Annotated in this window: 24 protein-coding genes and 1 tRNA gene; 11 read left to right on the top strand and 14 right to left on the bottom strand. The window is 72.9% G+C overall.

Features of this window, described 5'->3' with window-relative positions; genetic code table 11:
* The first annotated feature begins 41 nt into the window (after nucleotides 1-41).
* From ND486_RS26895 to ND486_RS26885, 3 genes are all read left to right on the top strand, one after another.
* Nucleotides 42-815: a DUF5995 family protein gene (locus ND486_RS26895; RefSeq protein ID WP_224402733.1), complete on the top strand. Its 774-nt coding sequence runs from the start codon at nucleotides 42-44 to the stop codon at nucleotides 813-815.
* 26 nt (nucleotides 816-841) lie between these two features.
* Nucleotides 842-1567, top strand: coding sequence for a response regulator transcription factor (locus ND486_RS26890; protein WP_251787135.1), 726 nt, complete (start codon nucleotides 842-844; stop codon nucleotides 1565-1567).
* Between the two features lie 27 nt (nucleotides 1568-1594).
* Nucleotides 1595-1668 (top strand) — tRNA-Pro (locus ND486_RS26885).
* 505 nt (nucleotides 1669-2173) lie between these two features.
* Here the strand turns inward: ND486_RS26885 and ND486_RS26880 are convergent.
* Complete coding sequence (locus tag ND486_RS26880; protein ID WP_251787134.1) at nucleotides 2174-3850, bottom strand: AMP-binding protein; 1677 nt, start codon at nucleotides 3848-3850, stop codon at nucleotides 2174-2176.
* A 3-nt stretch (nucleotides 3851-3853) separates the two neighbouring features.
* Nucleotides 3854-4738 (bottom strand): amidohydrolase family protein, encoded by an 885-nt coding sequence (locus ND486_RS26875; protein WP_251787133.1) that lies wholly within the window; start codon nucleotides 4736-4738, stop codon nucleotides 3854-3856.
* Nucleotides 4739-5138: 400 nt separating this feature from the next.
* On the opposite strand from ND486_RS26875, the gene ND486_RS26870 reads away from it, so the two are divergent.
* Nucleotides 5139-6041 carry an SDR family NAD(P)-dependent oxidoreductase gene (locus tag ND486_RS26870; RefSeq protein WP_251787132.1) on the top strand — a complete coding sequence of 301 codons (903 nt, stop codon included), beginning with the start codon at nucleotides 5139-5141 and terminating at the stop codon, nucleotides 6039-6041.
* A gap of 1 nt (nucleotide 6042) precedes the next feature.
* The gene (locus ND486_RS26865; RefSeq protein WP_251787131.1) at nucleotides 6043-6501 is read left to right on the top strand and encodes a MaoC family dehydratase; all 459 of its coding nucleotides are present in this window, start codon (nucleotides 6043-6045) and stop codon (nucleotides 6499-6501) included.
* A gap of 422 nt (nucleotides 6502-6923) precedes the next feature.
* Here the strand turns inward: ND486_RS26865 and ND486_RS26860 are convergent, their stop codons facing one another.
* From ND486_RS26860 to ND486_RS26830, 7 genes are all read right to left on the bottom strand, one after another.
* Nucleotides 6924-8270 (bottom strand): MFS transporter, encoded by a 1347-nt coding sequence (locus tag ND486_RS26860; protein WP_251787130.1) that lies wholly within the window; start codon nucleotides 8268-8270, stop codon nucleotides 6924-6926.
* Between the two features lie 106 nt (nucleotides 8271-8376).
* Nucleotides 8377-9126, bottom strand: a complete 750-nt coding sequence (locus tag ND486_RS26855) for an SDR family oxidoreductase (protein ID WP_251787129.1) — start codon at nucleotides 9124-9126, stop codon at nucleotides 8377-8379.
* Nucleotides 9123-9404 (bottom strand): muconolactone Delta-isomerase family protein, encoded by a 282-nt coding sequence (locus tag ND486_RS26850; protein ID WP_251787128.1) that lies wholly within the window; start codon nucleotides 9402-9404, stop codon nucleotides 9123-9125. Before ND486_RS26850 ends, ND486_RS26855 begins: the two co-directional genes overlap by 4 nt.
* 11 nt (nucleotides 9405-9415) lie before the next feature.
* Nucleotides 9416-10123: an alpha/beta fold hydrolase gene (locus ND486_RS26845; protein WP_251787127.1), complete on the bottom strand. Its 708-nt coding sequence runs from the start codon at nucleotides 10121-10123 to the stop codon at nucleotides 9416-9418.
* Complete coding sequence (locus ND486_RS26840; RefSeq protein WP_251787126.1) at nucleotides 10120-10827, bottom strand: 4-carboxy-4-hydroxy-2-oxoadipate aldolase/oxaloacetate decarboxylase; 708 nt, start codon at nucleotides 10825-10827, stop codon at nucleotides 10120-10122. The genes ND486_RS26845 and ND486_RS26840 overlap by 4 nt, the downstream gene beginning before the upstream one ends.
* A complete protein-coding gene (locus tag ND486_RS26835; protein ID WP_251787125.1) occupies nucleotides 10824-11552 on the bottom strand; it encodes a PIG-L deacetylase family protein in 729 nt (242 codons plus the stop codon). Before ND486_RS26835 ends, ND486_RS26840 begins: the two co-directional genes overlap by 4 nt.
* 923 nt (nucleotides 11553-12475) lie before the next feature.
* On the bottom strand, nucleotides 12476-13324 hold the full coding sequence (locus tag ND486_RS26830) for a GNAT family N-acetyltransferase (protein WP_251787124.1): 849 nt from the start codon (nucleotides 13322-13324) through the stop codon (nucleotides 12476-12478).
* A gap of 92 nt (nucleotides 13325-13416) precedes the next feature.
* On the opposite strand from ND486_RS26830, the gene ND486_RS26825 reads away from it, so the two are divergent.
* The 6 genes from ND486_RS26825 (at nucleotide 13417) to ND486_RS26800 (ending at nucleotide 18776) form a co-directional block, all read left to right on the top strand.
* Nucleotides 13417-14760 (top strand): FAD-dependent oxidoreductase, encoded by a 1344-nt coding sequence (locus ND486_RS26825; RefSeq protein ID WP_251787123.1) that lies wholly within the window; start codon nucleotides 13417-13419, stop codon nucleotides 14758-14760.
* A 59-nt stretch (nucleotides 14761-14819) separates the two neighbouring features.
* Entirely contained in the window at nucleotides 14820-16019 is a 1200-nt protein-coding gene (locus ND486_RS26820; protein ID WP_251787122.1) for an MFS transporter, read from the top strand.
* Nucleotides 16020-16088: 69 nt separating this feature from the next.
* The gene (locus tag ND486_RS26815; RefSeq protein ID WP_251787121.1) at nucleotides 16089-16460 is read left to right on the top strand and encodes a metalloregulator ArsR/SmtB family transcription factor; all 372 of its coding nucleotides are present in this window, start codon (nucleotides 16089-16091) and stop codon (nucleotides 16458-16460) included.
* 15 nt (nucleotides 16461-16475) lie between these two features.
* Nucleotides 16476-17570: an ACR3 family arsenite efflux transporter gene (arsB, locus tag ND486_RS26810; protein WP_251787120.1), complete on the top strand. Its 1095-nt coding sequence runs from the start codon at nucleotides 16476-16478 to the stop codon at nucleotides 17568-17570.
* 180 nt (nucleotides 17571-17750) lie between these two features.
* Entirely contained in the window at nucleotides 17751-18179 is a 429-nt protein-coding gene (locus tag ND486_RS26805; RefSeq protein WP_251787119.1) for an arsenate reductase ArsC, read from the top strand.
* Between the two features lie 171 nt (nucleotides 18180-18350).
* Nucleotides 18351-18776 carry a VOC family protein gene (locus ND486_RS26800; RefSeq protein ID WP_178374971.1) on the top strand — a complete coding sequence of 142 codons (426 nt, stop codon included), beginning with the start codon at nucleotides 18351-18353 and terminating at the stop codon, nucleotides 18774-18776.
* Here ND486_RS26800 and ND486_RS26795 read toward each other — a convergent pair.
* From ND486_RS26795 to ND486_RS26775, 5 genes are read right to left on the bottom strand one after another with little or no spacing between them, the layout of a single operon-like run.
* A complete protein-coding gene (locus ND486_RS26795; RefSeq protein ID WP_251787118.1) occupies nucleotides 18752-19552 on the bottom strand; it encodes an alpha/beta fold hydrolase in 801 nt (266 codons plus the stop codon). The genes ND486_RS26800 and ND486_RS26795 overlap by 25 nt on opposite strands.
* Complete coding sequence (locus ND486_RS26790; protein ID WP_251787117.1) at nucleotides 19549-20682, bottom strand: class II histone deacetylase; 1134 nt, start codon at nucleotides 20680-20682, stop codon at nucleotides 19549-19551. The genes ND486_RS26795 and ND486_RS26790 overlap by 4 nt, the downstream gene beginning before the upstream one ends.
* 1 nt (nucleotide 20683) lies before the next feature.
* Nucleotides 20684-20989, bottom strand: a complete 306-nt coding sequence (locus ND486_RS26785) for a hypothetical protein (RefSeq protein WP_208818543.1) — start codon at nucleotides 20987-20989, stop codon at nucleotides 20684-20686.
* Between the two features lie 29 nt (nucleotides 20990-21018).
* The gene (locus ND486_RS26780; RefSeq protein WP_251787116.1) at nucleotides 21019-24975 is read right to left on the bottom strand and encodes an aminotransferase class I/II-fold pyridoxal phosphate-dependent enzyme; all 3957 of its coding nucleotides are present in this window, start codon (nucleotides 24973-24975) and stop codon (nucleotides 21019-21021) included.
* Nucleotides 24972-26090: a DNA alkylation repair protein gene (locus tag ND486_RS26775; protein ID WP_251787115.1), complete on the bottom strand. Its 1119-nt coding sequence runs from the start codon at nucleotides 26088-26090 to the stop codon at nucleotides 24972-24974. The genes ND486_RS26780 and ND486_RS26775 overlap by 4 nt, the downstream gene beginning before the upstream one ends.
* Between the last annotated feature and the right edge of the window lie 29 nt (nucleotides 26091-26119).

Below are 26119 nucleotides of genomic sequence, written 5' to 3'. Positions count from 1 at the left end.
GACCAGGCTGATCACCGGATCGAGCGACACGGAGGCAGGCGATGACGGCCACCATCGAGACGCCCTCCGGCGAGGGCACGGCCCCGGCGGGCCGGGCGCGCGTCGGAGCGCTGCTCGCGACGCCACCGGAGACGATCGACGGTGTCGTCGCGCACCTGGAGCACCTCCAGGAGATCCTCGAGTGCGAGTACGGCCCCGGTGACGGCGTCGCCTCGTTCAACCGGCTCTACCTGCGCATCACCCGCGGCATCCGGGACCAGCTCGACGACGACCTGTTCGCCGACCGGGACTTCCTGGTCCGGCTCGACGTCGAGTTCGCCCGCCGCTACTTCCGGGCCCTGTACGCCGAGGCGACCGGGGGGACCCCGCCGCGGTCCTGGGGGGTGCTGCTGGAACGCCGTCACCACGAGCGGATCTCCCCGGTGGAGTACGCGGTGGTCGGGGTGAACGCGCACGTCAACTTCGATCTGGCGCCCGCGGTCGTGCGTACCTGCACGGTCCTCGGGCGCAGTACACCCGGCCCGGCCGAGCGGGCCGACTACCGGGCCGTGAACGACGTGTTCTCGCTGCACATGGTCCGCCTGCTCGACGGCTTCGACCGGAACGACCCCGGCGAGACCTCGCTGTCCGAGCAGCTGCTCGGCTGCGTCGCCGACGTGCCGGTGGTGCTGGCGCGCGACGTCGCCTGGCGGCAGGCCCTCGAGCTGTGGGAGCTCCGCTCCCGGCCGATGGAGTACGAGAACGAGGTCGCGGCGCTCGACCGCCGGACCGCGCTCCTGGGGCGTGGCCTGCTCACGCTGGGAGCCCTGACGTGACACCCGCCCGAGTGGGGGGCGGGCGGGTGTCACACCCCCGGCCGGAGACGGTCGCACCGCTCGCGACGGTGCTGATCATCGACGACCACGAGCTCGTCGGGTCGTCGCTGGCGCTGGCCCTGCGCGCGGAGGGCGAACCGGCCTCGTTCCGCCCCGCGCACTCGCACGTCGACGTGCACCGCGCCGTCGCCGGGGTCGAGCCCGGACTGCTGGTCCTCGACCTGGACCTCGGGCGCGACGCCGAGGGCCGCCGGATCGACACCATCCCGCTCATCCCGGGGCTGCGCGCCCAGGGATGGCGGGTCCTCGTCCTCTCGGGCAGCTCCAGCCCCACCCGGATCGGCGCGGCCCTGCACCAGGGCGGCTTCACCTGGGTGTCAAAGACGGCCTCGATGCCCGCACTGGTCGTCGCGATCCGGGAGGCCCGCGTCGGGCGGTCGCTGTTGCACGCCACCCACCGCGACGAGCTCGTGCAGCGCTACGTCGAGTGGGACCGCCGTCAGCGTGCCGTCCGCGAACGCATCGCGACCCTGACCCGCCGCGAGCGGGAGGTCCTCGAACTGCTCGCCGGCGGGGTGCGGGCGCACGCCATCGCCGAGCACTTCGTCGTGTCGCTCCCGACGGTCCGCACGCAGGTCAGGGCGGTGCTCGCGAAGCTCGACGTCGGGTCGCAGCTGGAGGCCGTCGCGCTCGTGCGCAGCGTCGACGCCACGGACGACACCCCCGGTGGGATGCTGCCGTGGGTACGGTAAGGTTCCACGTGCCCCGCGAGGGGTGGCCGGGACGTGGCGCAGCTTGGTAGCGCACTTGACTGGGGGTCAAGGGGTCGCAGGTTCAAATCCTGTCGTCCCGACGGTCGGAACGAGGCGGTATCACCTTCGGGTGGTGCCGCCTTTTCTGTGTCCGACCTGCAGGGTCTCTGGTTGCTGTGATCCTTGGACGATCATGTGCAGCCACGCGCCGACGGCTACGCGGCCTCGACCGTCGCCACCATCGGGAGCTGCTGTCGATGCTGCTCCCCGAGGCCGCCGGCGAACGACTCATCGCCGCGAACCCGCTACTCGGATCACGCCGCCGTCGCGGCGAACGCCTCCGCGAACGCACCCCCGAACGCCCCTGGGCGACCCACCGGCAGGCCCTCGCGATCGCCGACGACGCCGCACGCCTACCTCGGGCCCACCGGCGACACCACCCGCTGCCCGGGGACCGCCCCCGCCATCGGTGCCCTCACGCGGTCGGAACCGGTTGCTCCCCGGACCCCCGACGACTCCGGAATCGGCCCGGACCCGGAGCACCCGGTGCCTCCACCGGACCCGGGGGCCGGCGAAGTACCGGCACACGCTCGGGAGCAGGAGCGCTCACGGCCTCCCGGTACCGCGGGAGCTGTCGTCCGCGCCCGCGGCCCGGGGACCGTCCGTCCTCCGGCTGACGACGTCTCTCGCCCAGGCGATCTCGAGCTTTCCCGTCGGGGTGCGTGGCAGCGTGTCGACCAACACGATGGTGCGCGGGACCTTGTAGCCGGCCAAGGACGTACGGACCCAGTCCTGCAGCTCGAGTTCGAAGCGCGGGTATCCCCGCGTCGTGGCCACGATGGCCGACACCCTCTCGCCCCAGGTCTCGTCGGGCGCTCCGACGACCACGGCATCGATCACATCCGGGTGGGCGAGCAGGACGTTCTCGACCTCCTGGGGGTGGACCTTCTCCCCGCCACTGTTGATCACGCCGGAGCCACGGCCGAGGAAGCTGATCGAGCCGTCGGACCCGAGCCGGGCGAGGTCGCCCGGGATCGCGTAGCGAACGCCGTCCACCGTGCGGAAGGTCGTGTCGGTCTTCGCGCTGTCCTTGTAGTAACCGAGGGGCATGGGCCCGCTGTAGGCGAGTACCCCGGTCTCGGGGTCGCCCGGCTCCAGGATCCGGTCGTCGTTCGTGATGACCTCGGTCGCCGGCACGGGGAAGAACCGCGCGGGGAGGTCGTCGACGGATGTGGTCACCGCGAAGGCGAACGGGCCGCCCTCGCTCGAGGCGATCGCGTCGGTGATCGTGATCCGGGCGCGCTCGTGCAGGGCCTGCTTGAGCCGGTCGCTCAGGGCCGTCCCGGAGCTCAGGACGGCACGCAACGAGGACAGGTCGTGGGGGCTCCCGGCCTTCTCCGCCCGGATCAGCTCGTCGACGAGCGGCCGGCAGACCGCGTTGCCCGCGACGATGACGGTGCCGGCCCGCTGGGCCGCGGCGACCTCCCAGACGTGTCGGGGGTCGAGCCGGCCGGGGCGCGTGGTGATCGCTCGGCCACCCACGAGCAGCGCGCCCAGGGTGTTGAAGAAGCCCGTCCCGTGCATGAGCGGCACCACGGGCATGATCGCGGGTGCGGCGTCGTCGTCGTGGGCCGCGACCGCGACCTCGATCGCCTCGTCCAGCGAGCGGGGGAGCCCGGCCAGGCCGAGCGGCCGGAAGATGGGTACGGCCAGGCTGTGGAGCAGGTCCGCGTGCTGCCAGATGACGCCCTTGGGCCTGCCGGTGGTGCCGCCCGTGTACATGAACAGCTGGTCGGAGCCGGGGCGCGGAGTGTTCGGCCGCGGATCGGTCGTCGCCAGGAGCTGCTCGTAGTCGGGCGCCGCGGGACCGGGCTCGTCGTCCGGCGCGTCACCGACGCGCACCAGCAGCTTCAGGGTGGGGACGTTCGTCGCCGCGTGCGCGACGTTGCCCGCCAGTTCCCCGCTGAAGACGAGGGCGGTGGAGTCGGCGTCGTCGAGCAGGGACGAGAGCTCGTCGGCGGTGTAGCGATAGTTGGCGTTGACCGGGATGGCGCCGATCTTGAACGCCGCGAAGACGGTCTCCAGGTACGGAGCGCCGTTGTAGAGGTAGCAGGCCACCGTGCTGCCCGGGCCGACGCCGGCCGCCTCCAGCGCGGCGGCGAGGCGGGAGGCGCGGTCGTCGAACTCCGCGAAGCTGTACTCACGGCCGGGCTCGGAGATGGCGACGGCGTGGGGGAGCCGGGCGGCGACGCCCTCGAAGACCGTGCCGAACGAGGCGTCCACGGTTCAGACCTCCTCGGGTTCGACCGAGTCGTCGAGCCCGAACAGACGCACCGCGTTCTCCTTGAGGATGAGCGGCCGCACCTCCTCCTTGATGTCGAGCTTCGCGAAGTCGGTCAGCCAGCGGTCGGGGGACAGCGCCGGGAAGTCGGAGCCGAACAGCACCTTCGTCTTGAGCAGCGAGTTCGCCTGCGCGACGAGCTGTGGCGGGAAGTACTTGGGGGACCAGCCGGACAGGTCGATGTAGACCTGCGGTTTGTGGCCCGCCACGGCCAGCGCCTCGTCCTGCCACGGGACCGAGGGGTGGGCGATGATGATCGGCATGTCCGGGAAGTCGACGGCGACGTCGTCGAGGTGCAGCGGGTTCGAGTACTTCAGACGGATACCGCCCCCGCCCCGCTGACCGGATCCCACCCCGGTCTGTCCGCTGTGGAACAGAGCCGGGAGCCCGGCTTCGGCGATGACCTCGTAGAGCGGATACGCCGCCGTGTCGTCGGGGAAGAAGCCCTGGTCGCTGGGATGGAACTTGAAACCGCGGACGTGGTGCTCGTCGATCAACCGCCGCGCGATCCGCACCGCCTCCGCGCCGCGGCCGGGGTCGACGCTGGCGAACGGGATGAGCGTGTCCGCGTACTCGGCCGCCTGCTCGGCGATCTCCTCGTTGGAGACCCGGGGCCCCTGCCCGGTCCGGGTCACCGAGTCGACGGTGAACACGATCGCGGCCATCGAGCGCTCGCGGTAGTAGTCGGCCAGCTCGGGCACCGTCAGCTCGGGAATCCTCCCGAACGTGCCCGCCAGGGCGTCGGAACCGGAGCCGGAACGCTCCTTCTCGGTGACGGACGCGAGGACGTGGGTGTGCACGTCGATCGCGGTCAGCCGGCTGGCGTCCATGCGGCGCTCCTCGGTGAGTCGTGCGGGGTGCGCCGGGGCACACGTGGTCCGGTGCTCCACGCTAGGAAGCCCGCCGAGCATCGGGCCAGCGAGCAATGACCGATCAGCGTCGGCAGGTCTGCCGCCCTGCCCCGCGACGGATGACGTAGATCGAGTGGTGGCGGGTGACGTCCGGGCGGTGGTGCGCCGCGGCACCCGGGCCCACCTCGACGACCTGACCGCCTGGCAGGACGAATGACGTAGCCCGCACACGACGGAAGCGGTCGGGACACCGGTCATCGGCGGCATCCGCCTGCGCAGCCCCGTCTCTAGCGTCGAGCGCGGTGCGCGGAGTCGGGTCACGGCCGCGCAGGACGAGCGCACGAGTCGATGGCGCCTGATCGGCGCACGAGGAGGACACATGCTCGACGGCAGGGTTGCCGTGGTCACCGGATCGGGCCGCGGTCTGGGTCGGTCCTACGCCCGAGCGCTGGCCGCTGCCGGTGCGTCCGTGGTGGTCAACGACCTCGACCGCGACGTCGCCGAGGACACGGTGCGCGGAATCGTCGACGCGGGCGGGTCGGCTGTCGCCGAGGTCGGCGCCGTCGGCCGCGCCGAGATGGCGCAGGCACTGGTGGAGCGGGCCGTCAGCGAGTTCGGCCGACTCGACGTGATGGTCACGAACGCCGGCGCGCTGCGGGACAAGACGCTCAGGAACACCACCGACGACGACTTCGACCTCGTCGTGAACAGCCACCTGCGGGGGACGTTCACCTGTGGCCGGGCCGCGGCCGCGCGGTTCCGTGAGCAGGGCGAGGGCGGCAGGCTGATCCTGGTCGGGTCACCCGCGGGCCAGCGTGCCAGCTTCGGCCAGACCGCCTACTCGGCGTCCAAGGGCGCGATCGTCGCCATGATGCGCACCTGGGCCGCGGAGCACGCCAAGATCGGGGTCACTGTCAACGCGATCGTGCCGACGGCGCTGACCCGCATGGTCGCCACCATCCCGGGCCTCGGCGAGCTCGTCGACGCCGTCGACCGTGGTGAGCCGGTGCCGGAGCACGTCCGTCGCCGGGGACTCGGTTCGCCCGACGACGTCGCGCCGGTGATCGTCTACCTCGCCTCGGCCGCGTCGGCCGCGGTCACCGGGCAGGCCATCGCCGCGGGTGGCGACCGCATCGCCCTCTGGACCCACCCCACCGAGGTCGCCGAGCAGCTCCACGCCGGTGGCTGGTCGCCGGAGGAGGTGGCGGAGGCCTTCGCGGGCCCGCTGAAGGGCGAGCTGCCCGACCACCTGCCCGCCCCGCTCGACCTCGGAGGGAACTGAGATGCCCCGCACCGCGAACGGCGTCGAGGGAGTCCGCGCGCTCCCGCTCGGCGAGGAGCTCGGCCGGAGCGACCTGTACGAGATCACCCAGGAGGCGGTCGACAAGTTCGCCGACGCCACCGGCGACCACCAGTGGATCCACGTCGACCCCGAGCGGGCCGAGAACGGTCCCTTCGGCGGCACCATCGCCCACGGCTACCTCACGCTGTCCCTGGTGCCGCGACTGCTGCCGGAGATCCTGGAGATCACCGGATTCGGCCTCGTCGTGAACTACGGCTGCGAGAAGGTCCGTTTCCCCTCCCCGGTCCCGGTCGGCAGCACGGTCCGCGCCACCGCGGTACTCGACGAGGTCACCGAGGTGAAGGGCGGCCTGCAGCTGGCCATCACCATGACGATCAGCGTCGAGGGCGCGGCCAAGCCCGCCTGCGTGGTCACGTTCCTGACCCGCCAGCTGGTCTGAACCTCGCGGATCGGGGCCCGGCATCGCGGCGCCGAACCCGAACCCGGCGACGACCCGGGCGAGGGTCGGCGTGGCGACGCCGGTGGACGTCGCGGCCGGCGCGGTCGCCACCCCGGACACCACGACGCCGACCGGCCTCGTGCGACGGCGCCCCCCGGCGATCTGCCGGCACACCGCCGGCCGCGGTGCCCACGGCCATCCCGATCAGGGCTCCGGACCGCCCGATCCCGAGGCCCGCAGGGTCGATGCCCCGCTCCGCCCGGACCACGGGAGCGACGAAGGACAGGACTCGGTGGTCCGGACCGTCCCCGGGCAGGACGGCCGGACCGGTCGCGACCGCAGCGACCTGCCACCCGGTGATCCGGTCCTCGGCGAGGACCGCCGAGACGGTGACGGGGGTCCGGACGGGCAGCTCGGCCCGGTCAGCCACGGACGCGGTCCGGGGCCGGCCGGTCGCTGTCGATCGTGCCGGCCTCGAGGGTGCGGCGGCTCGCCGAGAGAATGGCGATCAGGCTGACCAGACAGACGCCCCCGACCAGCAGCGAGATCCCGACCGAGCTCTCGAACTCCGCGAGCAGCGCGGTGGCCGCGAGCGGGGTGAGGCCACCGCCGATGATGGACGCGATGGTGTAGCTGACCGACGCCCCGCTGTAGCGCACCCGGATCGGGAACATCTCGGTGATCAGAGCGGGCTGCGGCCCGGCCATGATCGAGTTCGCGGCGGTGATGACGACCAGCCCCACGATGATCAGCGGTAGGGAGGCCGTGTCGACGAGCCAGAACATCGGGAAGGCCCAGACCACACCGATCGCGGCGCCGAAGGCGAAGGTGGCCTTGCGTCCGAACCGGTCACCGGCCAGCCCGGACACGAGCATCATCAGGATCCAGGCGACGCTGACGCCGATGAGGGTCCACAGCATGGTCGTCGTCGGGATCCCCAGGGTCACGGTGCCGTAGGAGACCATGTTGACCGACACCAGGTAGCCGATCGCGGGCGCCGCGACCGACGCCAGGCTGCCGACCAGGATCTGCTTCGGGCTCGTCCTGAACACCTCGACGACCGGCATCTTCTCGACGGTGCCCGAGTCCCGGACCTTCTCGAAGCTCGAGCTCTCCTCGATGGCGAGCCGGATCATCAGGCCGACGACGATGAGCAGGGCGCTGCTGAGGAAGGCGATCCGCCAGCCCCACGCCGCGAAGGCCTCGGGTGAGATCGTGCTGGTGAGGAGCAGGAACGCCAGCTGGGAGAGGAAGATGCCGGACGGCAGGCCGAGCTGCGGGAAGCAGCCGTAGAGCGAGCGACGCCTCGGCGGCGCGTTCTCCACCGCCATGAGGACCGCACCCGCCCACTCACCGCCGACACCCGCGCCCTGGATCAGACGCAGGACGATCAGCAGGATCGGAGCCCAGATGCCGATGGTCTCGTACGTCGGGATCAGACCGATCAACGTCGTCGCGATGCCCATCATGAGCAGCGAGATGATCAGCATCGACTTGCGGCCCACGCGGTCGCCGTAGTGGCCCATCACGATGCCGCCGATCGGGCGTGCGATGAAGCCCACGGCGAAGGTGCCCAGCGCGGCCAGTGTCCCGGCGGTCTCGGAGAACTGTGGGAAGAACTGGGTGCGGAAGACCAGAGCCGCGGCGATCCCGTAGATGAAGAAGTCGTACCACTCGATGGTCGTGCCGACGTAGCTGGCGAGTGCGACCCTGCCGGGCTTGCGGCGGGGGTCGAGGGCACCCTGCTGGGACGGTGCGCTGGCGGACATGGTGCTCCTCGTCGAGCGGGGCCGGCCCCGGGCAGGGCCGTGCCGGAACAGGGGTGTGAGTGGTCGGGTGTGCGGGCGTCGCGGCCCCGGGACGGGGTTGCGACGATCAGCGGAGCAGGCCGCCGCCGTCGTGGACGATCGACTGTCCGGTGATCCGTGCGCTGTCGGGGGAGACCAGGAAGGCGACCGACCCCGCGACGTCGTCCGGGGTCACGAACTCCCGAATGGCCTGCTGGGACATGGTCCGTGCGAAGACCTCGTCCCCCGAGTGCGCACGCGTGCCGGGGGTCGAGACCTGTGCGGGCAGCAGCGCGTTCACGCAGATCCGGTGCTCGCCCAGCTCCCGTGCCATGACCCGGGTCATGCCGAGCAGGGCGCCCTTGCTGGCGATGTAGCCGATCTGTCCCGGCGCTCCGGTGAAGAACGTCCGGGACGCGATGTTGACGATCCGGCCGCGGTGCCTGCTGTCCCGCAGGTACGGAAAGCAGGCCTGCACCATGAGCAGCGGTCCGACGGCGTTGACGTCGTAGAAGCGGTGCAGCTCCTCGGGCGTCGCCTCCAGCAGGCTCGCGCGGCCGGAGAGGAGTCCGGCGTTGTTCACCAGGACGTCCACTCCGCCGAACCGGTCGGCGACCTCGCCGACCGTGCGGCCGACGGCCGCACGGTCGGTGACGTCGCAGGTCCAGCGGGTGACCGAGCCCGGGAGGTCGTCCGCGTGCGGCTCCGCAGGATCGGTCGTCAGGTCCAGGGCGGCGACGGTGGCGCCGTCGGCGGCCAGCCGCCGCGCGATCGCGCTCCCGAGACCGCCCGCCGCGCCGGTCACGATCGTGACGACGCCGGCGAGCCGGGCGGTCACCCCTTCTTCTCCTGCGGGTGGGTGGCCAGCGCCTCGACGGTGACGTCCATCCACGTCCACATGGGCAGGGACACGAGGGCGTCGTGCAGGGCGGCGGGGTCCTCGGCCTCGTAGAGGCCGATCGTGGCGTTGCGACCGGGCACCCGCCAGAGCCGCCGGAGGACACCGGCCTCGCGCAGCTCCGTCGCCCGCTCCCGCTCGCCCTTCCTGAGCTGGTCCCGGATGTCCGCGGGAGTGTCGTTCGGCAGCCGGTTCTCGGTGCGGACCAGGAACTCCATGACGTGTCCTCTCAACTCGGGGCGATCTCGAGCAGCAGCGCGGCGAGCTCGGCGGGAGCGGTGACCATGGCCTCGTGACCGGTGGCGAGCTGGTGCGTCGGCCAGCCACGGACCGCGGCGCGTTCGGCGTGGGCCGCGAAGACCCGCATCCACTCCACGCACTCGATGAACACGGCCGGGACCTGGTCGCCCGTGCCGGTCAGCCGGAGCGGTTCGGTGTAGGTGAGCCAGGGGTGCGGGGTGAGCCGGGGGGTGAGCCAGTCGATGTCGGCCTGCTCGGTGACGCCGAGCTTGGTCAGCGACCGGGGTGGGACCAGCCACCCGAATCCGGGGCCCTCGGCGGCCTCGCGCCAGTGCCCGGCCACGGTGGCGGGCTGCAGGTCGATGGCCGCCTCCCCGTCGTCGCCGACGAAGGCGTCCAGGTAGATCCGGGTGGCCAGGCGCTCCGGGATCCGATCGGCCGTGCCGGTGACGATCTGCCCGGCGTAGCTGTGCCCGACGAGCACGACCTCGCGCAGGTCGTAGGCCTCGATCATCCCGACGACGTCCTGGAGGTGGGTCGATAGCCCGACCTGCGGGGTGAGGGTGTGGGCGCGCTCGGACAGCCCGGTCAGGGTCGGGGTGTGGACGTCGTGGCCCGCGGCGCGCAGGGCCGGGACCACCCGCTCCCACACCCAGCCGCCGTGCCACGCGCCGTGGACCAGGACGAACGTGCTCACGGGGTCACCTCCCCGTCGACGGGGTCGTCGACGTAGCGGACGCCGAGCCGTTCCAGCAGGGGCCGCATGCCGTAGACGTCGAGACCCAGCTCGCCGTCGCGGAACCGGCGACGCTTGGCCTCCTCCTTCGCCTCGCGTTCCGCCGCGGCCGCGACGACGGCCTCGCCGTCGGCCAGCGGGACGCAGAGCACTCCGTCGTCGTCGGCGACGATGACGTCACCGGGGTGGACGAGCTGTCCGGCCACCACGACCGGCACGTTCACCGACCCGGGGACGGCCTTCGCGGTGCCCTGGGCGTGGACGGCCCGCGACCAGACCGGGAAGCCCATCGCGTGGAGGTCGGCGATGTCGCGCACCCCGGCGTCGGTGACCAGGCCGCGCACCCCGCGGTGCAGCAGCTGGGTGGCGAACAGGTCGCCGAACATGCCGTCGGTCGACCGGGAGGTGGTGGCGACGACCAGGACGTCGCCCTCCCGGCACTGTTCGATCGAGGCGTGGATCATCAGGTTGTCGCCCGGGTGGGACAGGACGGTGACCGCCCGCCCTGCGATCCGGGCGCCCGGGTAGATCGGCCGCAGCTCGGGACCGAGCAGCCCGCGACGGCCGTGAGCCTCGTGGGCGGTGGCGACACCACTCCCGGCCAGTGCGTCGACGACCTGGGTCGACGGCCCGCGCTTCGTCCGGACGATGACGTGGCCGGTCACAGCAGCACGTCCCCGACGATCGGGAACACCCGCTGGTAGGCCTCGGCCTGCACGATCGACGTCGCGCCGCCGTTCCGCACGGCCTGCACGCCGCGGCGCAGACCCAGGTCGGTGTAGTACTGCACGAGGTGGGACTGGGCGCCCATGCACTCCATGGCCTTGCGCTTGCGGTCGAACACCGGGGTGATGTCCAGCAGCAGGTTGGGAACGAAGCCGCACTGCTCGGGCTGGTGTGGTTCGAACTGCAGCACCTGCGGTGCTCCGATCGGGCTGGTCGAGCGGTCGTGGCCCGCGGCCTGCGCGACCTGGCGGGCGAGCAGCGTCGCCTCGTGGGCGGCGTCGTGGTCGCGGTTGTACGGGTCGTTCGCGACATGGGTGAGCAGCAGCTCGGGCCGTGCCGAGCGCATCGCGGCGACGATGCGGTCGAGCCCGGCGTCGTCGATGCGCAGCGGGTAGTCGCCCAGGTCGAGGAAGGAGATCGAGGCGCCGAGCGCCTCCGCGGCCCCCTCGGCCTCCGCGCGTCTGCCCTCCTTGGCCTTCTCCAGGGTCATGCCCTCCTGCCGCCACAGGCCCTGGGACTCCCCGCGCTCGCCGTAGCTCAGGCAGACGATGCGCACGTCGTAGCCGCGCTCGGCGTAGAGGGCGAGCGCGCCGCCCGCGCGCCAGACGAAGTCACCGGAGTGGGCACTGACCACCAGTACGGAGGGTCGCTTCTCGTCAGCCATCGCTGCCTTTCTCACGTTCGGTTCAGGGCTCGGAGGTCGTCGGAGGTCGAGGACGGGACGGCTGGACCGCGCACACGGGACAGCGATCGTCGTCGTGTCGTGTGCGGCCTTCTCGCCGTCGAAGCACGGCGTCGCGGTGGTCACCTGGCCTTCGAGGACCTCGGTCTCACCGGTCCCGCAGGTCCCCTCGGAGCAGGACGTCAGGACGTCGACGGCCCGCGTCCGCGACGACCTCCGGCACAGACGGCTCCGGGGGGACGGTCGACGTCATGTCCGACGCGCGGAGCTCGATCCCGAACTCGGCGTTGTCCTCCGCGGGCGCGACCACGTCGCTGGAGCGCTCGACGTGCAGGGGCCCCTCGAACCGGCCGTGGCACAACCGCCGATCCGCACCCTCGGCGTGGGCCTGCGCGATCGTCGGGAGCAGCGGAGCGATCCCGGTGCCGCAACCCGTGGACAGGTGGTTCGGCGAGGTCGATGGGGACGCCGGGGGCCCAGGAGGGGCGCGGTCCACCGGAGGGGAGTCCCAGCTCGAGGGTGACGACACCCTCGGACTCCGTCCGCCGGGTGCCGATCTCCACCTCGTCCTCGAGCCCGGCCGCCGTCCGGCCGCCCGTGGACGGTCCCGCCACGTCGATCACCTCCTCGCACCGTCGCTCAGGGCCACCGTGCGTCCGCGATGGCGACGGAGACGACGCTAAAGACGTGGTGCACAACGGGTAACTCGCGAATGACCGGACCCGTGCGGAGGCATGTCCCACCGCGCCTACGTCATTCGTCGTGACCGTGCAGGCCGAGCCCGCGCCGGCGTCGGTGGGCGGCGATCCGATTCGTCATCGGGGCGTCGGCCACGTGCTCGCTCTCCCATGAACCGCGTGATCACTCAGCAGGTCCGACGGTCGTGGGACGGCGACTCCCGCCGGTCAGCTGCGGTGATCGGCGCGGCGTTCGAGGAACACGGTGTCGCGCCAACGACCGTCGTGCCGTCCGATGCGTTCGCGGACGCCGAGGGTGCGGTAGCCGGCAGCGCGGTGCAGAGCGAGGCTGACGCGGTTCTCGGGGAAGATCGAGGTCTGCAGGGTCCAGAGGCCGGCATCGTCCGCGGCGCAGACCTGCCGACGGATGAGTGCTCTGCCGACGCCGCGGCCCCGGAAGCCGTCGGCGACGTAGATCGATGTCTCTCCGACGCCGCTGTAGACGGGCCGGGTCGAGACGGGGCGCACGGCGGTCCAGCCCACGACCTGGTCGTCGATCTCGGCGACCCAGCGGTGCTCGCGCAGCCAGCCTGCGTCGAGGTCGGTGCGGTCGGGCACGTCGGTCTCGAAGGTGGCGTGGCCGGTGGCGATGCCCTCGCCGTAGATCCGGAGCACCGGGTCCCAGTCGTCGTCGGTCATGGCGCGGACGGTGACGTCGTCGGGGATGTCGTCCGGGCAGCAGGGGCCGGGGGCGAGCAGGCCCATGACGGCGTCCGCGGCGTGAGGCAGGCCGGTGCAGCAGTTCGGATTGACCGTGACCTGCGTGGTGGTGCCTTCCTTACGCAGGATGACGAAGCCGGTGTCGGCCAGCTTGCGCAGGTGGTGCGAGCAGGTCGCCTGGCTGATGCCCACCAGCTCGGCGAGCCGGCCGACCGGGACCGTGTTCCCGGCCGTGGCGACGGCGTGCAGCAGACGCACCCGCACCGGCTCGGCGAGGCAGGCGAACCAGTGCGCGTAGGTGGTGGCGTCGTGCGCAGGGAGCTGTGCTGCCTGCGAGTCGGTGTGGAGCACGCTCATGAACCCAGTATCGACGACGATCGATGGTTGCGTCCATCGATGTGGGTCGATACATTCGGCCGGATTAATCGATACGCATCGATGGAGGCGGGATGGACGAGAGTGCGGGGCTGCCGGTCGTGGTGATCGGTGCCGGCCCGGTCGGATTGGCTGCGGCGGCCGAGCTGGCCGAACGTGGCGTGGAGCCGCTCGTACTGGAGGCCGGGGCGAGCGCGGGAGCGTCGGTGCTGGAGTGGGGCCATGTCCGGCTGTTCTCACCGTGGGGCTGGCTGATCGACCCGGCCGCGGAGCGGCTGCTCGCCCCGACCGGGTGGGTGAGTCCTGATCCCGAGGCCTATCCGACCGGTGCGGAGTGGGTCGCGGGCTACCTTGCGCCGTTGGCCGCTGCTCTGGGGGAGCGAGTGCGGACCGGGGCTCGCGTGGTGGGAGTGACCCGCCGCGGCCGGGACCGGGTGGTCGACGCCGGTCGCGACAGCGAACCGTTGATCGTGCGGACCGCGGACGGACAGCGCATCGCGGCTCGAGCGGTGATCGACGCGTCGGGGACCTGGACGAGCCCGAATCCGCTCGGCGGTGACGGTCTGCCCGCGGTCGGTGAGGCGGAGGTCGCGCAGCGGGTGCGGGCCGTGATCCCGGACCTGACCGATGCCGCGCAGCGGGCCCGCTACGCCGGTCGGCACGTCGTCGTCGCGGGGTCGGGGCACTCGGCGTTGACCGCGTTGGCCGGCCTGGCGGCGCTCGCCCGTGAGGAGCCGGGAACCCGGATCTCGTGGGTGCTGCGCCGGCCGGGCTTCGGTCAGGTGTTCGGCGGTGGCGAGGGTGATCAGCTTCCCGCTCGCGGGGCGCTCGGGGTTCGGGCGTCCGAGGCTGTCGGAGCCGGACTGGTGGATCCGGTGTTCGGATTCCGCACCGAGCGGATCGAGCAGGTGGCCGACGGGACGGTGGTCCTGATCTCGGACGAGGGTCGCACGCTGTCCGGCGTGGACGAGGTGCTCGTGCTGACCGGGTTCCGGCCCGAGCTGGGCTGGTTGTCGGAGGTGCGGACCGAGCTGGATCCGACGCTGCAGGCGCCGGTCCGGCTGGCGCCGCTGATCGACCCGAACGTGCATTCCTGCGGAACCGTGTACCCGCACGGTGCCGCCGAGCTGGTGCACCCCGAACCGGGGTTCTACCTGGCGGGGATGAAGAGCTACGGGCGCGCGCCGACGTTCCTGGCCCGCACCGGCTACGAGCAGGTCCGATCGATCGCCGACGCCCTGATCGGTGATCACGAGGCTGCCGCACGCGTGGAGCTGGTGCTCAACGAGACCGGTGTCTGCGGGGGAGCGGGACTGTTCGACGCCGACGAGTCGGACGCCGCGACGGCATCGGGTAGCGGTTGTTGCGGTCCCGCCGTCCCTGTTCCGGACCCGGCCGGGGCGGCCTCCTCGTCGTGACCTCCGACGAGACGACGACCCGGCCCGCTCGTCGTCGCGGTGGGCGGTCCGGCGGAGGGTTGACGTCCCGTGGCCGGTGGCGGGTCCTCGCGGTCCTGTGCGTCACCGAGATCACCAGCTGGGGCGTGCTCTACTACGCCTTCCCCGTGCTGGCGCCGTCGATCGCGGCCGACACCGGATGGTCCGTCCCGTCGGTCACCGCGGCGTTCTCCGCGGGGCTGGTGGTCTCCGCGCTGGTCGGGATCCCGGTCGGGCGTGCGCTGGACCGTCACGGTCCCCGCTGGGTGATGACCGCGGGCGCGGTCGTCGGTGTGCCGGCCACTCTCCTGATCGCCGCGGCCGGATCGTTCCCGGCCTTCGTGGCGGCGTGGCTGCTGGCCGGGACCGCGCAGGCGGCGACGTTCTACCCGCCGGCGTTCGCGGCCCTGACCCGGTGGTGGGGTTCGGACCGGGTTCGTGCGCTGACCGTGTTGACCCTGGTCGCGGGCTTGGCCAGCACCGTGTTCGCCCCGCTCGCCGCGGCGTTGCTGGAGCGGTTCGGATGGCGGGAGACCTACGTGGTCCTCGCCGTCGTCCTCGGGGTCGTCACGATTCCGGCGCACCTGTTCGGGCTGCGCGGCTCGTGGCCCGAGCCGGTCGCCGATCCCGTCCACGACGGCGCCGCTCCGGCGGTCGTCGACGACGATCCGGCATGGATCCGGCACAGCAGGGCGTTCGGGCTGCTGGTCGTGGTGGTCACTCTCGGCGGGTTCACCAGCTTCGCCGTCACGGTCAACCAGGTACCACTCCTGCTCGACCGCGGGATGTCGACCGATCTCGCCGCCTGGGCCCTGGGTCTGGGCGGACTCGGACAGGTCCTCGGCAGGCTCGGCTACGGCCCCCTCGTCCGGCGCAGCACCGTCCGTGGCCGCAGCATCGCCGTGATGGCCGCGCTCGGCACGACCACGATCCTGCTCGCCGTCCTGCCGGGGCCGGTGTGGGCGCTGATCGCAGCAGCGATGCTCGCCGGCGCCGCCCGCGGGATCTTCACCCTCCTGCAGGCCACCGCGCTGTCGGACCGCTGGCACCCGCGCGCCTACGGCCGCCTCAACGGGATCCTGTCCGCACCCGTCATGATCGCCGTGGCGATCTCCCCCTGGGCGGGGAGTGCACTCGCGGGTCCGCTGGGCGGCTATCCCGAGGTGTTCGTCGTACTCGCCGGAGCCGCGGTGGTCGCCGCCGCTCTGGCCGGTGGGACCCTGCCGCGTCGAGGGGACTGACGGCGGCGACCCGGTCCGACCCCATCTGTTCACTTGACCCATGGATTCGATGCTGATCAAAATAGACGAGTGTCGAACCAGGAGCCGATCTGTCGCTCGGTGCTCGTGGAGCGCCCCCTCGACGAGTCGGAGTCGACCGAACTCGCACGAGTGTTCAAGGCACTCGGGGAACCGGTACGCCTGCGGCTGCTGTCGCTGATCGCCTCGCACGCGGGGGGCGAGGCGTGTGTGTGCGACCTGTCCGGCGTGTTCGAGGTGTCCGGACCGACGATCTCGCACCACCTCAGGGTGCTGCGCGAGGCGGGTCTGATCACCGGGGAGCGCCGGGGGACCTGGATCTACTACCGCACGGTCCCGGCCGCTCTCGGTCGTCTCGCGGGCCTGCTCGGTCCCTCCGCCGACTCCCGCACGGCCCCTGTATCCACCGCACCTGCGAACTGACGTACGAGGACTGACGTGACCACCCAGAACACCACCGACGACGGTGCCGCTGTCGTCGCCCGGCTGTCGACCCTGGACCGCTTCCTGCCGGTCTGGATCATCGCGGCGATGGCGGCCGGCCTGTTGCTCGGCCGCCTGGTCCCCGGGCTCGCCCCGGCGCTGGAGGCCCTGGCTGTCGACGGCGTCTCGTTGCCGATCGCGCTCGGCCTGCTGATCATGATGTACCCCGTGCTGGCGAAGGTCCGCTACGACCGCCTCGACACCGTCACCGGCGACCGCAGGCTGCTGCTGACCTCGCTGCTGCTGAACTGGGTCCTCGGCCCGGCGCTGATGTTCGCGCTGGCCTGGCTGATGCTGCCCGACCTGCCCGAGTACCGGACGGGTCTGATCATCGTCGGGCTCGCCCGGTGCATCGCCATGGTGATCATCTGGAACGACCTCGCCTGCGGTGACCGCGAAGCCGCCGCCGTGCTGGTCGCGCTGAACTCGGTGTTCCAGGTCGTCATGTTCGGCGTGCTGGGATGGTTCTACCTCTCGGTCCTGCCCGGATGGCTCGGCCTGCCGGTGACCGACCTCGACGTCTCCACGTGGGAGATCGTCAAATCCGTGCTGATCTTCCTCGGCATCCCGCTGCTCGCCGGTTACCTCACCCGCAAGCTGGGGGAGCGGGCCAAGGGGCGTGACTGGTACGAGGGGAAGTTCCTTCCCCGGATCGGGCCGTTCGCGCTGTACGGCCTGCTGTTCACGATCGTGCTGCTGTTCGCCCTGCAGGGCGAGGCCATCACCTCACAGCCCCTCGACGTGGCCCGCATCGCGCTGCCGCTGCTCGCCTACTTCGCCCTGATGTGGGCCGGCTCCTACGCCCTCGGGCGGGCCGTCGGCATGGGCTACGAGCGCACCACCACCCTCGCGTTCACCGCCGCCGGCAACAACTTCGAGCTCGCCATCGCCGTCGCCATCGGTGCGTTCGGCGTGACCTCCGGGCAGGCGCTCGCCGGCGTCGTCGGGCCGCTGATCGAGGTGCCGGTGCTGGTCGGGCTGGTCTACGTCTCCCTGTGGCTCCGCCGTCGCCTGTTCCCGGCACGGCCCGATGCGGTGTCCCGCACCTGACCCACCACGTCCACACCAGGATCGCCCGTCGAGGCGGAAGGCCCGCCATGACCGGTCCGTGGTGCCGCGACACCCTCTCGATCGACCAGCGGCTCGTCCCCTGCACACACGGTCGACCCGGCCGCCGCCCCGCTCCGACATCGATCCCATCCGGACCACCGATCCCAGGAGAGCCCCCTGATGGTCGACGCCATCCCCGAAGTCCTGTTCGTCTGCGTCCACAACGCCGGCCGGTCCCAGATGGCAGCCGCCCTGCTGGACCATCACGCCGCCGGAACGGTCCGCGTCCGCTCCGCCGGCTCAGCACCGGCCGAGAGCATCAACCCCGCGGTCCGCGAGGTCATGACCGAGATCGGTATCGACCTCGGCACCGAGATCCCGAAGCGCCTGACCACCGACGCCGTCGACGCCGCCGACGTCGTGATCACCATGGGCTGCGGCGACGCGTGTCCGGTGTTCCCGGGTAAGCGCTACCTCGACTGGCAGCTCGACGATCCCGCCGGGAGGACGGTCGACGAGGTACGGCCGATCCGCGACGACATCGACGCCCGGGTCCGTGCGCTGCTGGGCGAGCTGACCGGTGGCACAGCGGGGGCGGGACCGTCGTGACCGCCGCCCCGTCGGTCCTGTTCGTCTGCGTCCGCAACGGCGGCGAGTCCCGGATGGCTGCAGGCCTCAGCACGCGGTGTACGGAACGGTGCCGAGATCGCCCATCCGGGACGGAGCGGACGACGCGCCCCTCGCTATGATCGTCAGGTCTTCTGGACGACAGGGAGTGTCATGCGGCCTGCCAGTGTGTATCCGGTCCTGTGCACGGAGAAGATCGAACAGTCGAAGGACTTCTACGTGGGTCGCCTCGGCTTCGAGACGACGTTCGAGGCCGACTGGTACGTCAGCCTCCGGTCACCCGGCGCGCGTCCGTTCGAGCTCGCGTTGATCGCCCACGACCACCCGACCCTGCCGAGCGCCTACCGGCGGCCGGTGCAGGGCCTGCTGGTCAACATCGAGGTCGACGACGTCGACGCCGAGTGGAAGCGGGTCGTCCTCGACGGCGGCGTGCCCGCCGAGCTCGAGCTGCGGGACGAACCGTTCGGGCAGCGACACTTCATCGTCGCGGACCCGAACGGTGTCCTGGTCGACGTCATCACCCCCATCGAACCCACGGCCGAGTTCGCCGCCCTCTACGCCGAGGACGCCACCGCCTGAGTGACGGTCGGCTCCACTGCCGGGTCTCCGCGCAGTGCGTCGGTCAGGACCGGGACCACCACCTCCGCCACCGGGCGCCGGTACAGGTAGAAGTGTCCTCCGTCGAACGACAGGCGACGGAACCCGGACGTCGTCTCCACCGACCAGAGGAACATGCGCTCGGCGATCACGATCGGGTCGTCGGTCGCGCAGAGCGCGACGATCGGGATCGAGGTACCGGTCGGTGGGCGGCGGTAGGTCTCCAGCGCCTCCAGGTCCGCCCGGATGGCGGGCAGCGAGGGCCGGAGCAGCCGGCCCACGTCGGCGACGCCGTCCGGTGCCCCGCCGATGCGGTGCACGTGCCGGACCAGCTCGTCGTCGGGGAGGCAGTGGGAGTAGGGCGGCCTGCTCGGGAAGCACGGCGGCTGCCGGGCCGACACCGCGACGAGCCGCGGCGCGGCTCCGCGTCGTTCGAGCGAGCGGGTGAGCTCGTAGGCCAGCACGCTGCCGAAGCTGTGCCCCACGACGACGGTCGGCAGCGGGTCGCGCGCCGCGAGCGCGTCGGCCAGGGCCGCCACGATCGGCCCGGTCCGGCGCAGCGGCTCCTCCGCCGACCGTGGCCCCCGGCCCGGCAGCTGGGCGGCGAGCAGCTCCACGTCGTGCGGGACGAGGTCCATCCAGGACCGGAAGGCCGACGGCCATCCACCGGCGTGGGGCAGGACCACGATCCGGCCGACGGGCGCCGGCCGGTCCGCGCGGCCGGAGCGTCGTCCGAGCGCGGTGAGCCACCCGGTCACGACGCCACCGCCGCGGCCGAGAGCAGCGGGTGGTGCGTCCGGAGGTGGTCGAGGACGCGCCGCTGGTGCGCGGCGAGCCGCTGTCCCGGCAGGTTCTCCAGGGAGTGCAGGAACGGGTCGTCGGGAGCGGGCAGACCGGCGACCGCGGCGGCGACCGCGAGCAGCAGGGTGGGTTGGTACCAGGCCGAGTAGCCACCCTCGTGGGCCAGGACGATGCGCCCGGCGCAGAGCTCGTCCGCCAGGTCGCAGAGCGAGCTGACGATGCTGTGGAACGTGCGGCTGGTGGCCATCATCCGGCCCATCGGGTCGTGGGCGCCGGCGTCGAGCCCCGCCGCGACCAGGACGAGGTCCGGGGCGAACGCGCGGGCGGCCGGGGCGACGACCGACTCCATCGCCGCCAGGTACCCGCCGTGCCCGGTGCCCGCCGGGAGCGGCACGTTCACCGTGGTGCCCGCCCCCGCACCGGACCCGGTCTCGGCGACCGTCCCCGAGGCGGGCGGGAACAGCCCGTCCTGGTGCAGTGACACGTAGCAGACGTCCGGGTCCTCCCAGAACACGCGCTGCAGACCGTTGCCGTGGTGGACGTCGAGGTCGACCACGAGCACCCGGCGCGCCCCGTTCCGCTGGGCGACCCGGGTGGCGACGGCGAGGTTGTTGAACAGGCACAACCCCATCGCCCGGTCGGGCTCGGCGTGGTGGCCGGGTGGACGGACGAGGCAGTAGGCGCGCCGGTGCCCACCGGCCAGGACCTCCCGGACGGCCGCGGTGCAGGCCCCGACGGCCAGCCGGGCGGCGGCGGCGCTGTGGTGCCCCGCGGGGGCGTACACCCCGGCGTCGCCGCCCCGGGCCGACGTGGCCTCCACCCGGTCGACGTGGGCGCGGGTGTGGACGAGGAGGAGGTCCGCGTCGGGCGCGGGTGCGGGGGTGTGGCGGGTGAACCGGTCGAGGACACCGGACAGCCGGACGAGCCCCTCCGCACGCCGGAGGTCCGGGTCGACCGCGAACTGTCGCAGCGGCTCCACCCCCGGGCCGACCGGGAGGTGGCCACTGCCCGCGCCCGGGTCGTGCCAGAAGCACAACTCGTGCGAGAACCATGCCGGCGGCGGCCCGGCCGGCCCACCCGCGGTCATCTCAGACCGCCGCGCCGGCGCGTACGACCGAGACGCCGGAGACCCGGGAGATGTGCCCGGTGTGGAACTCCCGGTCCGCAGCGGGGGTCCGCTTGGTGGTCAGGACCGTGTCGAGCAGCGCCAGCACCTGCTCGGCCTCGGACGTCGTCGGGGCCCGGTCGCCGATCTCGGCCTCGATCTCGCGGATCCGTCCGGCCGGGGCGATGACGCCCGCCTCGTACTCGGCCGTGTCGTCGTTGTGGTTGCGCGTGCAGGCCACCGCCCGCAGCACGGCACCGAAGAACGCCTTGCCGTTGATCTCACCCATGATGATTCCCTTCGGACGGAGCGGACGGTTCAGACGAGCCCGAGCCGGCGGCCGGCGCGGGCGAGGACCTCGACGGCGAGGTCGATGTCGTCGTCGGTGTGGGACAGGTTCACGATGGTCCGCAGCCGGGGGAGGCTGCGCGGCACCGCCGGGTAGACGATGGGCTGGACGAACACACCGTCCGCCTGGCACAGCCGGGCGAGGTCCTGGGCCTGGGCGTCGTCGCGGCAGAGCACCGGCACCACCGGCGACTCGCTGTTCAACGTTTCGAAGCCGAGCCGGTGCAGCGCGTCGCGGTAGCGCCCGGTGCGGCGCCGCAGCTGCTCGGCCATCCCCGGTGCCGCCGTCATGACCTCGACGGCGGCCAGCGCCGCGGCCGCGTTCGCCGGGGTGACGGCCGCGGAGAACATCCAGCCGCGCGCGTTGTTCTTCAGCGCGAACACCAGGTCCGCGGACCCGGCGACGTAGCCGCCCGCGCTGGGAACGGTCTTCGACAGCGTGCCCATCTTGATCGCCACCCGCTCCGGCGCGATGCCGAAGTGCTCGGTGATGCCGCGGCCGGTCCGCCCCAGCACCCCCAGGCTGTGGGCCTCGTCGACCATCAGCGGGGCGTCGTGACGTTCGCAGAGCTCGACGATGCCGGGGAGCGGGGCGAGGTCGCCGTCCATGCTGAACACGGCGTCGGTGACGACGAGCCTTCCGCCGTCCCCGGTCCGGCGCAGCGCCCGCTCGAGGTCGTCGAGGTCGTTGTGGGCGTAGGTCACGACCTGGGCCCCCGACAGCCGGTAGCCGTCGAGGATGCTGGCGTGGTTGTAGACGTCGCCGATCACCGTGTCACCGGGCCCCACCAGCGCGCCGACCGTGGCGACGTTCGCCATGTAGCCGCTGGAGTAGACGATCGCGTCCTCGGTCCCCAGGAACCGGGCGATCGCCAGCTCCAGCTCGCGGTGCAGATCGAGGGTCCCCGCCAGCAGCCGGACGCCGTGGGCTCCGGTGCCGTGCCGGCGCACCGCCTCCTGCACCCGGGCCCCGATGTAGTCGTGCCCGATCAGGCCCAGGTAGCTGTAGGAGGCGAAGTTCAGGTACCACCGCCCGTCGAAGCGGATCCAGGAGCCCGTCTCCTCCTCGACGACCGGTTCGTAGAAGTAGCGGCCCTCGGCGACGACGGCCCGGTCCTCCCGGGACAGGTCGTCGATGCGGCGGTCGAGGAACCCGCCGGACGGCCGGTCGGTCAGCCTGCCCGGCAGGGTGCGTCCCGGGACGCCCGCGGGCATGGCCGGGAGCGTGGCGGGCTCCGGGCGACGCGCCGGCGCCGCGGGCTCGGGGAGGGTGTGCGTCCCGGCGGGCCGCGGGCCCGGCGCGGAGCCCGAGGGCGGTCCGCCCGCCGGGGACACGGGAACGGCAGCCGGCGGGGGGACGGCGGCCTGCGCGGGAACGGAGGGTCCGGGGACCGCGACGGCGGGCGACGGGGCGGCGGACCCGTCCGGACCGGTCCGGAACCGGTCCCAGTCCGGCCGGAACGTCGCGGGGTCCGGCGTGGCCGACCGCTCGTCCCGCGGGACGGGCCCGCCGGTCGGCGCGGGGACCGGCCCACCGGTGGCGGAGACGGGCGAGGGCCCACCGCCGGCCGTGGGCGTGGCGACCGGCGCGGGAGTCGTCGCCGGGGCGGGTGGGGCGACCGGTGCGGGCGGTGCGAGGGGCGTGGCGGTCGCGGCGGGGGGCGGTCCGAGGTGGTCGAGGAGGTCCTGCACCCGGGTGAGCTCGAACAGGAGCGCGGGGTCCACCTCGTATCCCGCCTTCGCCAGGCCCGCGGTGATCTCGACGGCCATCATCGAGTCCAGCCCGAGCTCGAGCAGGTCGTCGCCCGGCGCGACCGCGGGCAGGTGCATCGTCGAGGTCAGGATGGAGCTCACGGACGTCCACGCCTCCGTGGTGCCCAGCGTGCTGGTCATCGGTTCGTCCTTCGGTCGGGCGGGTGCGGACAGGACGTACTGGCCGGGCGGGCGGCCCAGCGCCTCGGACAGCAGGGCCAGGCCCGTGTCCGGTTCGAGCGCCGGGATGCCGCGGGCCGCGGCCGCGGCGACCACGTCCTCGCCCATCCCGGCGTTCCACAGGCCCCAGTCGAGGCTCCACCAGCGCTCCCCGTCGGACCGCCGGCGGGCGGCGTAGCCGTCGAGGAAGGCGTTCGCGGCGGCGTACGCGCTCTGCCCCAGGTTCCCCCGGACCGCGCTGATCGAGCCGAACAGGACCACCGCACCGGGGCGGTGGTCGCTGTCGAACAGCGCGTCGAGTGCCTGCACACCGGAGATCTTGGGGGCCAGGACCTGCGCGATCCGCTCAGGAGTGAGCGTCCGGGCCAGACCGTCCCGCAGCACCCCGGCCGCGTGGACCACCAGGTCGAAGCGGTCGCGGCCCAGAGCGGGGTCCGGGTCGGTGACGTCGGTGGTGAGCACCCGTACCTCGCACCGCCCGCGCAGCCGGTCGACCCGGGCCGCCCGCCCGCCCGCGGGCGGGGTGCGTCCCACGAGCGTGAGGTGTGCGCACCCGAGTGCGGCGAGCCGCTCGGCGGTGAGCAGCCCCAGCCCGGTCAGGCCCCCGGTGACCAGGACCCGCTGTCCCCGCGGCTCGAACGGCGGCCCCTCCGCGGGGCCGGCCGGGCTCGCGTGCGGGACCAGGTGCGTCCCGTCGCGGAAGCGGTGCTCACCACCGTCGTACGGGACGGTGGGCGGTGCCGTCGGCACGGACGTGTCGAGGTCGACCAGCGTGACCGGTGTGCGGGGGTGCTCGGTGCGCACCGAGCGGAACAGACCCCACAGCGCGGTGTGGGCGGGGTCGGGACGCACGCCGTGGGCGTCCCGGGTGAGCACGGTCAGGGCCGGGAACGGCCGCGCGGCGGCCAGCACCCGTACCAGTGCGGCCGCCTGCTGCACCACGGCCGAGGGGTCCCCGCCACCGGCCGGGGCGTACACGACCAGCCCCGGCGGGTCGTCGGCCAGCCGGGACCGCAACGTCCCGTCGGCGACGGCGTCGGGGCCGAGACGTCCGGCCGGCTCCGCGGGCCCGGGGACCTCACCCAGGACCAGCGTCCGCGGGGGCGTCGACGGCGCCGGGGACGGAGCCGTCGCGGCCCGCCAGCCGGGGACCGTCGTCGCACCGGGCGGTCGACCGGGCGCGGACCCGGTGGCCGGCCGGGGCCGGGGGACGGCGGGCCGATCCGGACCGCCGGGGACGGCCCGCAGCACGATCCGGTCCAGCTCGAGGACGACCTCACCCTGTTCGGTGCAGACCGTGGCCCTGCCCCGGCACCCTGCCGCGTCCGGGCCGCCCGGGGTCCGTTCGACGAGGGCGAGCAGCGTGCCCCGGACCGGGCGCCGGACCGTGACCCGCCCGATGTACCACGGCAGGCACGGACCGGTCGTCCCGTCGTCGAGCAGCCCGAGCCCCTGCAGGACGGCGTCGAGCACGGCCGGGTCGACGACGGCGCCCGGCTCGGCGGCCGCGGGGCGCAGCACCCCGAACAGCCGGTCGCCGTCGCGGCGCAGGGAGCGGATCACCCGGTACCGCTCCCCGTAGGCGATCCCGCTCGTCGCGCGCCACCCGTCCAGGACCGACAGCGGGGTCTCCGGTCCGGCGGAGGCCTCCATGGCGGCGGTGTCGAGATAGGTCGGAGGGGGCAGCGGGGCGCCGGCGGCGACGGCGCGGGCGTGCAGCCGGGCTGGTGCGACCGGGTCGGCCGCGGGGCGCGAGCGCAGGGCGAGCGCACCGTCGTCGGCGACGTCGACGCCGAGCTCGACCCCGCCGTCGCCGACGGTGAGCGGCTCGGCCAGCACCACGTGCTCGAGCCACCACCGCCGGGACGACTGCCCGGCGCCGACGGCCTGCAGCATGAGGTCGATCTGGGCCGCCGCCGGCAGTACCCCCACCCCGTCGATGCGGTGGTCGGCGACGACCGGGTCCTCGGCGGTGACCGTGCGGGGGGCGGTCATGTGACGAGCTCGAATCCGTCGCCGGCGACGACCCGCCCGTTGACCTGGAGATCGACGACGTGGGTGCCGGGGTAGTAGCGGCGGGTCGTGACCTCACGGACGGGGTGACGCTTCTCCAGCACCCGGCTCTCGCCGGGCCCGAGCTCGACCGCGGCGAGCTTGAACACCTTGGGCAGGGTCCGCCCGTTGCCCCGCACGTGGTGCACCACGTAGTCGACGGCGACGGTGTGCGCCCGCCGGTCGGTGTTGCGGATCTCGGCGCGCAGGGTGACCGACTCGCCGAGCCGGATGGTGGCCGGGCTGAGCACCAGCCGGTCGGCCCGGACGTGCTCCCCGCCGGTCACGCCGGACAGGGCGAGCGCCCGCTGGTCCCCGTTCTTCACCAGCACGCGCAGCGCGTGCCTGCTGATCCACGCGGTCTCCGGGGTCGGGCTCTCCACCGCCCAGCGCTCCAGCACCTCCAGCACGGCGTCCGGGTGGTCGCGGGCGATGTCGTTGAGGTTGTTCGCGACGGACTTGCGGACGTAGGGCGACGGGTCCGAGCGCAGCACCTCCAGGACCTCCAGCACCGGAGCGGGGTCCTCGACGAACCGGTGCAGGGTCCGGGCCCACGGCAGCCGCGGCCGGATGCCCTCGCTCGCCAGACGCCGCACGTTCAGGCTGGGGGACCCCGCCCAGGACCGCACCCGGTCCATCGTGGCGTCGTGGTGGCGGTCGAGGTAGGGACGGATCGCGTATTCGCCGGTGTGCCTGCGGGTGATCTGCTCGATCGCGTCGAGCGACTCCTCCGGATGACCGAGGCCGTGGTCCTCCACGAACCGGGCCACCGGCATCAGGTACCAGCTGGTGTTGAACATGCCCTCGCCCTCGCCGAGCTCGTCGCCGAGGACCGACAGCAGGATCGCGAGTGCCTGCGGATAGTCCTCGGGCAGCCTGGTGCGCAGGCCGTCGGACAGGACCCGGACGCGGTCCTTCAGCTCGAGCGGGGGCACCAGCGCCCCGACCTCGGCCACGTAGCCGTCGAGGTCGAACGGCGGGTGCACCTGGGCCACCAGGCCGCCGAGCAGGCGGGCCGCCCCGCTGTCGAAGTGTCGCTTCAGGCCGTACTCCGTCATGGACGTACTCACTCTCCGGGGTCGCTGGG

It is taken from the genome of Pseudonocardia sp. DR1-2 (assembly GCF_023717215.1).
GTDB lineage: Bacteria > Actinomycetota > Actinomycetes > Mycobacteriales > Pseudonocardiaceae > Pseudonocardia > Pseudonocardia alni.
The sequence above is the reverse complement of the archived record's forward strand: the minus strand, read 5'-3'. Positions and strand labels throughout refer to the sequence as shown.